The following is a 12,984-nucleotide window of genomic DNA, read 5'->3' on the forward strand; positions in this document are numbered from 1 at the left end:
GGCCGGGGGCGGCTCAGAAGAGGCGCAGGTCCTTGCTCTCGGTGCCGCGCAACGCGTCGTAGTCGACGGCGACGCACCGGATACCGCGGTCCTCGGCGAGCGTGCGCGCCTGCGGCTTGATCTGCTGAGCGGCGAACACCCCCGCCACCGGCGCGAGCAGGGGGTCGCGGTTCATGAGCTCCAGGTACCGGGTGAGCTGCTCGACGCCGTCGATCTCGCCGCGGCGCTTGATCTCCACCGCGACGCTGCGCCCGTCGGCGTCCCGGCAGAGCAGGTCGACCGGGCCGATCGCGGTCATGTACTCGCGCCGCACGAGCGTGTAACCCTCGCCCAGCACGCCGGGGTGCGCGGCCAGCAGCTCCTGCAGGTGCGCCTCCACACCGTCCTTCACCAGGCCCGGGTCGACGCCCAGCTCGTGCTTCGAGTCGTGCAGCACCTCGTCGATGGTGATCACGAGGGACTCGTCGACCTTGTTGCGCACCGTCCACACGCCGGGCTGCTCCTCCAGCCAGCACGGCGGGCTCATCCAGTTGAGCGGCTTGTAGGCGCGGTCGTCGGCGTGGATGCTCACCGATCCGTCGGCCTTGACCAGGAGCAGGCGCGGGGCCATCGGAAGATGTGCGGTGAGCCTGCCGACGTAGTCCACCTGGCAGCGGGCGATGACGAGACGCACCAGGGCGACCCTAGTGCCCCCGAAATCGGGGGACCGCGGCCGGGCCGTGCGCCGGTCCTCGCAGAGCCCCCCGGCCTCTGCGAGGACCACGCGCCGGTGCCACGCCGGCCGTCAGGACATCCCGACGGCCTCGCGCACCCGTCCTCCCGTCTCGGCGAGACGGTCGAGCGCCGCCACGCGCGAACAGCAGGCCAGCAGCATCACGACCGCGACCTTCGGCTGGCCGCCCGCGGCCTCCAGCGTGGCCGCTGCGGTGGCGGCGTCGGTGCCCGCTGCGGTGGCCACGATCCGGCGGGCCCGGTCGACGAGCTTGGCGTTGGTCGGCCGGACGTCGACCATGAGGTTCCCGAACACCTTGCCGTCGCGCACCATCGCGGCGGTCGAGAGCATGTTGCAGACGAGCTTCTGCGCCGTGCCCGCCTTGAGGCGGGTGGACCCGGTGAGCACCTCGGGGCCGGTGTCGAGCTCGATCGCGACGTCGGCGTGGGTGCTGACCACGGCACCGGCGTTGCAGGCCACCGCCACCGTGGCCGCGCCGACCGAACGCGCGTGGTCGAGACCGCCGAGCACATAGGGGGTGCGCCCGCTCGCCGTCAGGCCGACCACGACGTCGTCGGGCCCGAGCCCGATGCCACGCAGGTCCTCGGCGGCGAGCACGGGATCGTCCTCGGCACCCTCGACGGCCTCCGTGAACGCCCGGCGCCCGCCGGCGATCAGCCCGACCACCTCGGCGGGGTCGGTGTCGAACGTCGGCGGGCACTCGACGGCGTCGAGCAGGCCGAGCCGGCCACTGGTGCCCGCGCCCAGATAGACCAGCCGGCCGCCCCGCCTCCGCGCCGCGACGATCAGGTCGACGGCCTCGGCCACCTGCGGCAGTGCCGCGGCGACGGCCTCGGGGGCGCGCCGGTCCTCGGCGTTCATCAGCGCGAGCAGGTCGGCAACGGGCATCCGGTCGAGGTCCGTGGTGGCCGGGTTCGGGGCCTCGGTGGTGAGCGACGTCAGGTCCATGGTTGTCCATCCACATCGGATCGATCGGGGCCGGCTCCGGCACCGTCACGTGGTTCGGCGCGCTCCCGCGGCGGACGGCCCACGCCACCCGAGACCGCCCGGTGCGTGCGTTCCAGCGCGGCGAGTGCCCCCGGCGTGCGGTAGGCGACGCCGACGAACACGGTGTCGACCACCAGCAGCTGGCTCGTGCGGCTGCCCATCGCCGCGGAGCGGAACCCGAACTCCCGGCCCGCCGTGAGCAGCGTGTGGTCCGCGGCCCTGGCCAGCGCGGAGCGGGAAGCCCCGGTGACCGCCACCGTGACCGCGCCCGCCGACCGCGCGGCCTGCAGGGGCCGCACGACCCCTGCCGTCTCCCCGGAGTGCGAGATGCCGATCGCGACATCGCCCCGGCGGAGCAGGGCCGCGCTCACCATGGCGGCGTCGTGCTCGGGACGGGCCAGGCACAGCACGCCGATCCGGCCGAGCTTGACCGCGAGGTCCTGGGCCACCAGCCCGGAGGCCCCGATCCCGTAGACGTCGATCCGCCTGCTGCCGGCCATCGCCGCCACCACCGCCTCCAGTGCGTCGCCGTCGACGAGCTCGGCGGTGCCTGCGAGCTGCTCGCTCTCGAACGACGCGAGCTTGCGCAGCACCGTGGGCATCGGGTCGTCGTCGGCGACACCCGAGTCCAGCGGCAGCCCGGCGCCGTGGCGGCTGTCCAGCGCGGCCAGCGCCAGCCGCAGCGCGGGGTAGCCCGGGTAACCGAGCCGCCGCGCGATCCGGGCGACCGTCGCCGTGCTCGTCGCGGTCTCCCGGGCCAGCTCGGTGATCGTGAGCTGGGCAGCGGCCCCCGGGTCGGCGCCCAGGCGGGTGGCCACCTTCGTCTCGGCTGGTGAGAGCTCCGGGAGCACGGCCCGGATCCGAGCGGCGAGGTCGGTCATGACACGAGCTCCAGCACCCGGGGCAGCTGCTCAGGGCGCTGCCGCCAGGGGAGACCGGCCCGCCCGGGGAGCACCGCCCCGAGCACGCTCGGGTGCCGCGCCCCGGTGCAGCTCGCCACGGTGGCCGGGACGTCGTGCACGGTGCAGAAGCCCAGCAACGCGAACGCGTAGGCCTCCTTCCACAGCGCGGGGAGGCCCAGGTCGTCCGACGTGCGCACCGGAACCCCGGGCAGCTCCCCGGCGAGCATGCGCATGAGCGTGGGGTTGCGGGTGCCGCCGCCCGCGGCGATCACCTCGGTGCCCCCGACGCCGCGGACGGCGTCCCCGACCGTGCGTGCGGTCAGCGCGGTGAGGGTGGCCGCCAGGTCGTCGTCGGCGACAGGCGGGCGCCCCGCCAGAGCGGCGTGCAGGTACCCGCGGTGGAAGAGCTCCTTGCCGGTGGTCTTCGGCGCCCGGCGCGCGTAGTACGGCTCGTCGAGCAGCCGTCCGAGCAGGGCGGCGTCCACCCGGCCGCGCGCGGCCATGGCCCCGTCGACGTCGCAGGTCAGTCGGCCGCCGGTGCGGTCGGACACCGCCAGGTCGAGCAGCGCGTTGGCCGGACCGGTGTCGAACGCGATCGGGTCCGCGCCGGGCGGGGCGACCGTCACGTTGGCGATGCCACCGAGGTTGAGCGCCACCGGCGCACCGGGGCGTCCGCGCAGCCACAGCACGTCGACCATGCTCACCAGCGGGGCGCCCTGGCCGCCCGCGGCGACGTCGCGGCTGCGCAGGTCGGCCACCACCGCGCAGCCGGTGCGCTCGGCGATCCAGGCGGGCTGACCGATCTGCAGCGTGCCGCGGACGGTGCTCCCGTCGACCCAATGGAAGACGGTCTGACCGTGCGCGACGACGAGGTCCGCTCGCCCGGCGCACAGCTGCGCGTTCGCGTCGGCGGCGGCCTCGGCGAAGGCCTGCCCGATACCGGCGTCCAGCCGGCAGACCTCCTCGATCGTGGTGGCGGCCGGGGGCAGTGCCGCGGCGATCCGGGCGCGCAGCTCGTCCGGGTAGGGCGTGCTGACCCCGCCGAGCAGGCGCAGCACGATCCGGTCGCCGTCGAACCGGAGGTCGGCCGCCGCCGCGTCGATCCCGTCGAAGGACGTCCCGGACATCATCCCGATCACCCGCACGCCCTCACTCCCCCAACGGCCTGCGATGGCCGTCGCGGCGCAGCGTGGCCAGTGCGGCGGCGCTGACCACGCAGGTGGCCATCACGTAGTAGGCCGGAATGTCCACATCGGACGTCTGGGCGATCAGCGCCGTGATGATCAGGCCCGCGGAGCCGGAGAAGACCGCGTTCGACAACGAGTAGGCCAGGCCGAGCCCCGTGTAGCGGACGCCGGTCGGGAACATCTCCGACAGCATCGCCGGTCCCGGTCCGGCGATGAGGCCGACGACCGCGCCCGCCACCAGCACGGCGAGGCCCTGCAGGAACGTGCCGCTGCCGCGGTCCTGCAGGATGTTCAGCAACGGCAGGGCCAGCACGACGATCAGCACGGTGCCGGTGAGCATCACCGAACGCCTGCCGATCCGGTCGCTGAGCACACCCGCGGGCAGGATCGTCAGCGCGAAACCGGCGTTCGCCAGCACCGTGGCCACCAGCGCCTGCTGGAACGACGCGCCCAGCGACGACTGCAGGTAGGCGGGCATCACGACGAGGAACGTGTAGCCCGCGGCCGACCAGCCCATCAGGCGCGCCGCCCCCACCGCGATGGCTCGCGCGGTCGCGGCGGCACCGGGCACCGCGACGGGCTCGCCGCCCACCGCTGCGTGCGGGGCCGCGGCCGCCCGGCGGAACGACGGCGTCTCCTCCAGCCGCAGCCGCAGCCAGAGCGCCACCAGGCCCAGCGGCAGCGCGAGCAGGAACGGCACCCGCCATCCCCACAGCGCGAGCTGGTCGGCGGTGAGCACCGCGCCCAGGATCGCCGCGAGCCCGGCACCGGCGAGCAGCCCGAGCGCCACGGTGAAGGACTGCCACGAGCCGTAGAGCCCGCGCTTCCCGGCGGGCGCGAACTCCGTCATCACCGAGACCGCCCCGCCGAACTCACCCCCGGCGGAGAGGCCCTGCAGCACCCGGACGAGCGTGAGCAGCCACGGCGCCGCGGCACCGACGGTGGCGTAGGTGGGCAGCACGCCGATCAGGAAGGTCGCCCCGGTCATCAGCAGCAGGACGAGCACGAGGGTGGGCTTGCGGCCGATCCGGTCGCCGACCCGACCGAACAGCGCGGCCCCGACCGGCCGGAAGAAGAAGGCCAGCGCGAACGACGCGTAGGTCTTGATCAGGCTCTCCAGCCCGCCCGCTCCGTCGGGGCTGAAGAAGTTGGCGGCGATGATCGTGGCGAAGAAGCCGTAGACGCCGAACTCGTACCACTCGATGAAGTTGCCGACCGTGCCCGCGACGACCGCGCGCCGGGAACTGCCGGTGCCGGTCTCGCCGGTGCCGGCTCCGCGCGTGGTGGTCATCCCGCCTCCCTCGATGGCAATAATGCTCACCACCGGAAGGCGGGAATGTCAACGATTGACACGCGGCTCACATCGGCGCGTTGCGGGCCGCGAGCGCGGCACCCGCAGCGGCCAGCGCGACCCGCAGCTCGGGCGGCTCCAGCGCCTCCACCTCACCGCCGAGCCCCGTGAGCTGGCCCGCCGCGACCGGGACGCTCTCCACGTCGAGCTCCACCTCGCGCCAGCCCTCGGCGTCCGGCGGCCCGGCGTGCGCCACGGCCCGCACCGCCGCGTCGGAGTCGGCGACGTGCGACAACCACTTCAGCCCCCGCGGCCCGAGCCGCAACCGCACCGTCTCCCGCAGCATCTGGCTCTCGAACCGGCCGGCCGCCCCCGCCCACCACTCCGCGAGGTCGAACCCGTCCGGCCGCGTGAAACCCTCGCCCGTCGGCTCCGCCGCGGCGATCCGGTCGACCCGGTAGGTGAGCACGTTCTCCCCGCTCCGCGAGGCCAGGTACCACGTCCCCGCCTTGAGCACGAGCCCGAGCGGTTCGACCGTCCGCTCCACGACGTCGGAGCGCCGCCGGTAGGAGATGCGCAGACGCCGCTGCTCCCACACCGCCTCGGCGACCGCGGCGAGCTGCGTCACCTGCTGCGGGGTGTGGAACCAGCCGGGCGCGTCGAGGTGGAAGCGCTCCGCGACGGTCCGGGCGTGCTCCCGCAGCTCCGCCGGCAGGGTGGCGAGCAGCTTGGCCTGCGCCCCGGCCAGCGCAGCGCTCATGCCCAGCTCGGCGAGCACCTGCGGCGCGCCCACCGCGAAGAGCGCCGCCGCCTCCTGCGCCGTCAGCCCGTCCAGCCGGGTGCGCCAGCCCTCGACGAGCCGGATGCCGCCGCCGCGTCCGGGCTCGGTGAACAGCGGCACCCCCGCGGCGGAGAGCGCAGCGACGTCGCGGTAGATCGTCCGCTCGGAGACCTCCAGCTCGCGCGCCAGCTCGGACGCCGTCGCCCCGCGCAGGCGCTGCAGGGTGAACAGCAGGGTGACCATCCGGGACGCGCGCACCCCCGGATCGTGCCCGATCCCGGCAGACCGGCACGGTGGTCATGTGGAGACGCTCAGTACCCGCCAGGTCTACGCCAACAACTGGATGTCCGTCCGTGAGGACGCCGTGCGCCGCCCCGACGGCTCGAACGGCATCTACGGCGTGATCGACAAGCCGACCTTCGCACTGGTGATCCCGCGTGACGGCGACCGGCTGCAGATGGTGGAGCAGTTCCGTTACCCGGTGGGGCGGCGCCGCTGGGAGTTCCCGGCGGGCACGGCCCCCGGCCGGGCCGAGGTCGACCCCGCCGACCTGGCGGTGCAGGAGCTGCGGGAGGAGACCGGGCTCGTGGCCGGCCGGATGGAGCTGATCGGCCGGCTCGAGGTGGCGCCCGGGATGTCGAGCCAGACCGGCACCATCTGGCTGGCCACCGAGCTCACCGAGGGACCCACGCAGCGCGAGCACACCGAGCAGGACATGCGCGCGGCCTGGTTCACCACGACGGAGTTCGAGGCGATGGCCCGCTCCGGCGAGATGACGGACTCCCAGAGCCTCGCCGCCTACCTGCTCCTGCAGCTGCACGATCGCCGCTGAGAGCGGAGACGGGGCAAGATCTGGCCGACACGACCGATTCGACCGGAAAGGGACCGCCGCATGGACCTGCGCGAGACCGACGAGCAACGGCTGCTGCGGTCCTCCGTCGCCGCGATGGCGGCGAAGTACGGCCACGGCTACCTCCTGGAGAAGGCGCGGACCGGCGCCAAGACCACCGAGCTGTGGGCCGATGCCGCCGCGGCCGGCTACCTCGGCGTGGCGGTGCCCGCCGAGTACGGGGGCGGCGGCGCGGGGATGGTCGAGCTCACGATCGTCGCCGAGGAGATCGCCGCGGCGGGCTGCCCGTTGCTGCTGATCGTGGTCTCGCCCGCGATCGCCGCCTCGGTGATCGCGAGGTCCGGCACCACCGACCAGAAGGAGCGCTGGCTCCCCCGTTTCGCCGACGGCTCCGTCCGGATGTCGTTCGCGATCACCGAACCGGACGCGGGATCGAACTCGCACCGGATCACCACCACCGCCCGCCGCGACCCCGACGGCGGCGGGTGGCGGCTGAGCGGCACCAAGTACTACATCTCCGGCGTGGACGAGACGGACGCGACGCTCGTGGTCGCCCGCCTCGAGGACGCGGCCGCCGGCACCCTGCGCCCCGCGATGTTCATCGTGCCCACGGACACGCCGGGGATGACCTACCAGCCGATCGAGATGGCCATCCACAGCCCCGAGAAGCAGTTCACGATCTACTTCGACGACGCGTTCGTGCCCGACGACGCGCTGGTCGGCGGGGAGGAGGCCGGGCTTGCGGCGCTGTTCGCCGGCCTCAACCCGGAGCGGATCACCGTGGCGGCCTACGTCAACGGCCTCGCCCGCTACGCCCTGCGCAAGGGCGCCGCCTACGCCAGGGACCGCACCGTGTGGCAGGCGCCGATCGGCAGCCACCAGGCGATCGCCCACCCCCTCGCCAAGGCCCACGTCGAGGTCGAACTCGCCCGCCTCGCCACCACCCGCGCCGCCTGGCTCTACGACGAGGGCGACCAGACGGCCGCGGGGGAGGCGGCGAACATGGCCAAGTACGCCGCCGCCGAGGCCGCCATCAACGCCGTCGACGCCGCGGTGCAGGCGCACGGCGGCAACGGGATGTCGGTGGAGTACGGGGTGGGCACGCTGATCGGCGCCGTCCGCGCCACCCGGATCGCCCCGGTGAGCCGCGAGATGATCCTGAACTACATCGCCCAGCACTCACTCGGCCTCCCCCGCTCGTACTAGACGCGGCCCGGCGCACCCGCGAGTCGCCCGTTCCCCGCGCGCGAGTCGCCCGATCCCGCGCACCCACCCAAGGACCGCGCCACGACGAGAACGGGCAACTCACGCCCCAAAACCGGGCGACTCGCGGCATCCTGGTCGTCCTCGCAGAGCGAGTGTGCTCCTCGCAGACCCCACATCATCTGCGAAGAACCCAGGGCCTCTGCGAGGACCTCATGTAGCGGGGGTGCGGCGTCAGTCGTCCCGCTTGCGAGCGGCTCGCAACTGTTCCTGAACGTCGCCGAGACGCCAGCGGTGATGCCCGCCGGGCGTGCTCCACGTGGGAATGATCAGTCCGCTCCGCGTCCACTTCAAGATGGCGCCGGGCGACACACCGAGCAGTTTCGCAAGCTCACCAGTAGTGAGCAGCTTGTCTCCCGGCCCACTGGTCACGCTCCGACGCTAACCGGCCGATGTACTCGCTGTAGCTCGCTGGACGCGCTGTACCTGTCGTACGTGCAGTACGTGACTTGCACGCTGTACGCATTTGACGCGATACTCCACCGCGCGACTCGACGTGTCCGACGAGCAGTCCGCGGAGCGAGTGGAGCCGGAGCGAACAGGTGACCGCGGCGCGCCACCGCCTCCGGAGAGGATCGGGGGCTTCTGGGTGGTGACGCTCCCGGACGGCACCTACTCCTGCGGCATCGCCCCGAACGTCGCGGAGGCTCAGGAGCAGATCAACTTGCGCAGCGGGCGGGTGTCCCGTCGTGGCAGGTGATCCACAAACCACGTGGGCGGCGCTCGTGGCAGTTCTCGCGGCGATGCCGGAGGTGTCCGCGGAGCTTGCGGCCAACCACGTGAATGATGGGGTCGGCAGATGTCGCGGGTGCACAACTGCCGGCCGTGGGACGCCCGCAGCACGCCACCCCTGCACGCTGTCCGCGCTCGCCGCCGCAGCCCGCGGTGCCGCTCGACCGAGACTCCGGTAGATCGCTGATCGCTCGAGATCCACGTGCTGGCCCCGCGCCGGGCCAACAGCCGCATCTCGCGTCGATCACTCCGGGCCCCACCCGCGAGTCGCCCGTTCCCCACGCCCCCACCCAGGGACCGCGCCACGACGAGAACGGGCAACTCGCGCCCCCAAACCGGGCGCCTCGCGGCACCCGGGTCGTCCTCGCAGAGCGGGCGTGCTCCTCGCAGACCCCACAGCATCTGCGAAGAACCCAGGGCCTCTGCGAGGACGTCAGGTGGCGGGGGTGCCATGCCGCAGAGATCGCTTCGCCCCACGCCCGCGAGTCGCCCGTTCCCCGCCCGCGAGTCGCCCGTTTCCCACGCACCCACCTAGGGACCCCTGTGGTCGCTGGCAGCCGTGCCGGGCCCGGCGACGACCGGAAACCCGTGAGCCCTGTCATATCAGCACTGTTACATTAGCGCTGTGACATCGCCCCCCGGTGACGCCGACCCGACACTCGAGAGCACGATCCGCCCGCTGCGGGACCTGCTGCGGGCGATGGACGACGACATCGCCCAGCTGTACGCGCAGCGCGGCGTGCCCGTCCGCACCCGGTTCAGCATGGCGCTGATCCGCCTGCACCACCTGGGCCCGATGAGCGTGAAGGAGCTCGCCGAGCAGATCGACGTGACGCACTCGGCCATGAGCCAGACCGTCACCGCCATGCGGGGGGACGGGCTCGTCGAGAGCTCACCCGGCTCGGACGCCCGCACCCGCACCGTCTCGCTGACCGACCGCGGCCGCGCGCTCGTGCCGTTCCTCGAGGACGAGTGGCGCGCGACGGAACGCGCGTGGGCGGAGCTGGAGACGGAGCTGCCCTACCCCCTCACCCGCGTCGTCGACGACATCGCGGAGGCGCTGCAGCGCCGTTCCTTCCTCGACCGCATCACGCAGCACCTCGACGAGCGCGGCGAAGGTCACGGGCCGGAGCAGGAGGCGTGAGGGCGCTGGACGGGATCGTCGACACGCGTCCGCTGCGGTCGCACCCGGCGTTCCGCCGGCTCTGGGTCGGCACGACGGCGTCGAGCTTCAGCGGCCAGATCGCGGTGGTCGCGGTGCTCTACCAGGTCTGGGAGCTCACGCACAGCTCCGTGTGGGTCGGCGCCATCGGGGTCGCGACGGCCGTGCCGACGATCGTGTTCGGCCTGGCCGGCGGCGCACTGGCCGACGCCGTCGACCGGCGCACGCTCGTCATGCTCTCCAGTGCGGGCGCGGTGACCGCGGCCGTACTGCTCGCCGTCCAGGCCGCCGCCGGGGTGCAGTCGTTGGCACTCGTGCTGTTCCTGGTGGCCGCGCAGACATCGTGTGGAGCGCTGGGCTCGTCGGCCCGCCGCACCTTCGTGGCCCGGCTGCTCCCGCGCGACCAGGTTCCGGCCGGCATCGCGCTGAACCACGTCAGCTTCCAGGCCGCGATGCTGGTCGGGCCGGCCGTCGCCGGCCTGGTTCTCGCCCGCGCGGGCCTCACCTGGGCCTACGTCCTCGACGCCGCGGCCATCACCGTCTCCCTGTACGGGGTGGCCCGGCTGCCGAGCATGCGGCCGGACGGCGCGGCGCGGTTCAGCCTGGCCTCGACCTGGGACGGGTGGCGGTTCCTCGTGCGGCGCCCGGCGTTGCGCGGTGCCCTGGCCACCGACCTCGCCGCCACCGTGCTCGCGATGCCCATCGCGCTGTTCCCGGTGATCAACCAGGAGCGGTTCGGGGGGAACCCGGAGACCCTCGGCCTGTTCCTGTCGGCGATCGCGGTGGGCGGGATCACCGCCAGCCTCACCTCGAGTCTCCTGGTCCGCGTCGGAAGACCGGGGATGGTCTCACTGGTCGCCGCGGCCGTCTGGGGTCTGGCGCTGGCCGGATTCGGTCTCTCCGACACGCTGCCGGCGACGTTCGCGTGTCTCGTCGTCGCCGGGGCCGCCGACACCATCTCCGTCATCTCGCGCGGCACCCTGGTCCAGCTGGCCACGCCGGATGCCTACCTCGGCCGCGTCAGCTCCGTCGAGGGCGTCGTGGGCGTCGGCGGCCCGGGCATCGGCAACGCCAGGGCCGGCGCCGTGGCCGCCCTCACCTCGGCGTCGACGGCCGCGGTGACGGGCGGGCTCGCATGCGTCCTCGTCGTGGTCGCGCTGGCCGTCACCCACCCGGCGCTGCGGCGCTGGAGCCCGCGGGAGACGTCGGCGGCACCTCCGGGGTGACCGCCATTTCCGTCCTGCTCGATATCGTTCTCCAGATTTGATCGACATTCGCGGACTGGTGACCCACCGTCAGGATCAGTATTGAAATGACGGGCGGCGGGTTTATGGTTCCTCCCAGGGAGAAGCCATGACACCACCGCAACGACGCGAGATCGACGTGGCGGCCCGCAAGGTGCACAGGATGGCGGTCGACACGTCCTTCGCCGTGTTCCGGGCCCGGTTCGAGCAGGCCGTGCCGAGGTTCGACGCGCCGGCGTTCACCCAGCTCACGAGAGCGGAAGCGAGCTGGGAGGCCCTTGTCCGGGCAGTGACGGACAAGGCGCCCCACGGCTTCGTCACCCACTGGAGCGGCGACATCTCCTCGATGGTGTGCCCGGAGGGCAACTGCCGCCGGTGCCGGGCGTACCTGCTGGACAGTCCGCCGGTTCTGTTCCGTGCGCCATTGCGCGCGGCGATCCACGAGGACGCGGCAGGGCAAGTGCGATTCGTGACCGACCGGCCCAGCGCGCGGTTGGCGAGCCTCGGTGACCCCCGGATCGCGCGGTTCGGCGAGGACCTCGACCACAAGCTCGACGCGCTCCTGGAGTTCCTCGGCGTCACGGCGCCGCCGGCCTGAGCCCCCGCGTCAGGCCAGCCGCACCGGCAGCCGGGTGAGCCTGCGCGACCCCGGCAGCTGCGCCCACTCCTGCTCCTCGTTGACCAGCGCCAGGTCGGGGAACCGCTCGAACAGTGCCCGCAGCGCCACCTCCCCCTCCTGACGGGCGAGCGCCGCGCCGAGGCAGTAGTGGAACCCGTGCCCGAACCCCACGTGCCCCTCACCGCGTCCGATCGGCCGCCTGGTCACGTCGAACCGCTCGGGGTCGGTGTACTCCCGGGGATCGAAGTTGGCCGACACGAGCACGGCCTGGACGGCTTCCCCCGCCCCGATCCGCACCCCGCCGAGATCGACGTCCTCCGTGGCATAGCGCACCCGCGTGATGTGCACCGGCCCGCAGAACCGCATCAGCTCGTGCACGGCGACGGGCCACAGGCTCGGGTCGCGACGGAGGAGGTCGAGCTGGTCGGGATGGGTGAGCAGGGCGACGATGCCGTTCCCGAGGAGGTGAGCGGTGGTCTCGTGGCCCGCGATCACGAGCGTGAGCACCATCGTGACCAGCTCGTCGTCGCTGAGCTGGTCGCCGTCGGCCTCCTGCGCCTGGATGAGGGCGGTCAGGAGGTCGTCGGCCGGCTCGGCCCGGCGGCGCGCGATGAGGTCCTGCACGTGGGCAACCATCTCGCGGATCACACCCGGGAAGATCTTCGGGTCCATCGACACGAGGCCGACGCCCCACTCGCGCCAGGCGGGCCGGTCGGCCTCGGGCACACCGACGAGCTCGCAGATCACCGTGATCGGCAGCGGATAGGCGAACTGCTCGATCAGTTCGGCGGGGGACTCGAGGCCGTCGAGCAGAGTGGCGGTGATCGCCTCGACCCGGGGGCGCAGGTCGTTGACCCGCCGCACCGTGAACGCCCGCGACACCAGCTTGCGCAGCCGGGTGTGGTCGGCGCCGTCGGTGTCGAGGATCGAGGTGGTGACGTAGCGGGAGAGCTCCGGCGGGAGGCCCAGCATGTCCTCGAGCATCTTCTCGCGGACGTTGCTCACCTCCACACCCGGAACCGAGGCCGGGTTGTTCACGAAACGTGGATCGCCCAGCACCACGCGCACGTCCGCCTGGCGCGTCACGTACCAGGCACTTCCGCCGTCCATCGTGCGTCCGCGCAGCACCGGAGCCTGCTCGCGCATGCGGCCGTAGCCCCCGTAGGGATCAGCGATGAGGGCAGGGTCCATCAGGTCCGGTTCGACGGACGACGGTGTCGTGGTCATTCCTGG

At 73.1% G+C, this 12,984-nt stretch carries 14 protein-coding genes; 6 read left to right on the top strand and 8 right to left on the bottom strand.

Annotation, left to right across the window (positions count from 1 at the left end):
- Nucleotides 1-13: 13 nt before the first annotated feature.
- The 6 genes from nucS to HF577_RS22050 all read right to left on the bottom strand — a co-directional run bounded on the left by nucS (nucleotide 14) and on the right by HF577_RS22050 (nucleotide 6,139).
- Nucleotides 14-673, bottom strand: a complete 660-nt coding sequence (gene nucS / locus HF577_RS22025; protein WP_169397826.1) for an endonuclease NucS — start codon at nucleotides 671-673, stop codon at nucleotides 14-16.
- Nucleotides 674-784: 111 nt separating this feature from the next.
- Nucleotides 785-1,681 (bottom strand): N-acetylmuramic acid 6-phosphate etherase, encoded by an 897-nt coding sequence (gene murQ / locus HF577_RS22030; RefSeq protein ID WP_169397827.1) that lies wholly within the window; start codon nucleotides 1,679-1,681, stop codon nucleotides 785-787.
- On the bottom strand, nucleotides 1,672-2,601 hold the full coding sequence (locus HF577_RS22035; RefSeq protein ID WP_169397828.1) for a MurR/RpiR family transcriptional regulator: 930 nt from the start codon (nucleotides 2,599-2,601) through the stop codon (nucleotides 1,672-1,674). The genes murQ and HF577_RS22035 overlap by 10 nt, the downstream gene beginning before the upstream one ends.
- Nucleotides 2,598-3,767 carry an anhydro-N-acetylmuramic acid kinase gene (locus HF577_RS22040; protein ID WP_169397829.1) on the bottom strand — a complete coding sequence of 390 codons (1,170 nt, stop codon included), beginning with the start codon at nucleotides 3,765-3,767 and terminating at the stop codon, nucleotides 2,598-2,600. Before HF577_RS22040 ends, HF577_RS22035 begins: the two co-directional genes overlap by 4 nt.
- Before the next feature lie 4 nt (nucleotides 3,768-3,771).
- Nucleotides 3,772-5,100 carry an MFS transporter gene (locus HF577_RS22045; protein ID WP_169397830.1) on the bottom strand — a complete coding sequence of 443 codons (1,329 nt, stop codon included), beginning with the start codon at nucleotides 5,098-5,100 and terminating at the stop codon, nucleotides 3,772-3,774.
- Nucleotides 5,101-5,167: 67 nt separating this feature from the next.
- Complete coding sequence (locus tag HF577_RS22050) at nucleotides 5,168-6,139, bottom strand: helix-turn-helix transcriptional regulator (RefSeq protein WP_169397831.1); 972 nt, start codon at nucleotides 6,137-6,139, stop codon at nucleotides 5,168-5,170.
- Nucleotides 6,140-6,182: 43 nt separating this feature from the next.
- Here HF577_RS22050 and HF577_RS22055 point away from each other — a divergent pair, with 43 nt between their 5' ends.
- Both HF577_RS22055 and HF577_RS22060 read left to right on the top strand, forming a co-directional pair.
- Nucleotides 6,183-6,713: an NUDIX hydrolase gene (locus tag HF577_RS22055; protein WP_312859292.1), complete on the top strand. Its 531-nt coding sequence runs from the start codon at nucleotides 6,183-6,185 to the stop codon at nucleotides 6,711-6,713.
- A 60-nt stretch (nucleotides 6,714-6,773) separates the two neighbouring features.
- Nucleotides 6,774-7,937: an acyl-CoA dehydrogenase family protein gene (locus tag HF577_RS22060; protein WP_169397832.1), complete on the top strand. Its 1,164-nt coding sequence runs from the start codon at nucleotides 6,774-6,776 to the stop codon at nucleotides 7,935-7,937.
- Nucleotides 7,938-8,168: 231 nt separating this feature from the next.
- Here the strand turns inward: HF577_RS22060 and HF577_RS38590 are convergent, their stop codons facing one another.
- A complete protein-coding gene (locus HF577_RS38590; protein ID WP_169397833.1) occupies nucleotides 8,169-8,366 on the bottom strand; it encodes a helix-turn-helix domain-containing protein in 198 nt (65 codons plus the stop codon).
- 94 nt (nucleotides 8,367-8,460) lie between these two features.
- Here HF577_RS38590 and HF577_RS22070 point away from each other — a divergent pair, with 94 nt between their 5' ends.
- From HF577_RS22070 to HF577_RS22085, 4 genes are all read left to right on the top strand, one after another.
- Nucleotides 8,461-8,694 (top strand): hypothetical protein, encoded by a 234-nt coding sequence (locus tag HF577_RS22070; RefSeq protein WP_169397834.1) that lies wholly within the window; start codon nucleotides 8,461-8,463, stop codon nucleotides 8,692-8,694.
- A 657-nt stretch (nucleotides 8,695-9,351) separates the two neighbouring features.
- Nucleotides 9,352-9,870: a MarR family winged helix-turn-helix transcriptional regulator gene (locus tag HF577_RS22075; protein WP_312859293.1), complete on the top strand. Its 519-nt coding sequence runs from the start codon at nucleotides 9,352-9,354 to the stop codon at nucleotides 9,868-9,870.
- The gene (locus tag HF577_RS22080) at nucleotides 9,867-11,114 is read left to right on the top strand and encodes an MFS transporter (RefSeq protein ID WP_169397835.1); all 1,248 of its coding nucleotides are present in this window, start codon (nucleotides 9,867-9,869) and stop codon (nucleotides 11,112-11,114) included. Before HF577_RS22075 ends, HF577_RS22080 begins: the two co-directional genes overlap by 4 nt.
- A 127-nt stretch (nucleotides 11,115-11,241) precedes the next feature.
- The gene (locus tag HF577_RS22085; RefSeq protein WP_169397836.1) at nucleotides 11,242-11,730 is read left to right on the top strand and encodes a hypothetical protein; all 489 of its coding nucleotides are present in this window, start codon (nucleotides 11,242-11,244) and stop codon (nucleotides 11,728-11,730) included.
- Between the two features lie 9 nt (nucleotides 11,731-11,739).
- Here HF577_RS22085 and HF577_RS22090 read toward each other — a convergent pair whose 3' ends face one another.
- A complete protein-coding gene (locus HF577_RS22090; protein ID WP_169397837.1) occupies nucleotides 11,740-12,978 on the bottom strand; it encodes a cytochrome P450 family protein in 1,239 nt (412 codons plus the stop codon).
- Between the last annotated feature and the right edge of the window lie 6 nt (nucleotides 12,979-12,984).

It is taken from the genome of Pseudonocardia xinjiangensis, from assembly GCF_012911925.1.
Lineage (GTDB): Bacteria > Actinomycetota > Actinomycetes > Mycobacteriales > Pseudonocardiaceae > Pseudonocardia > Pseudonocardia xinjiangensis.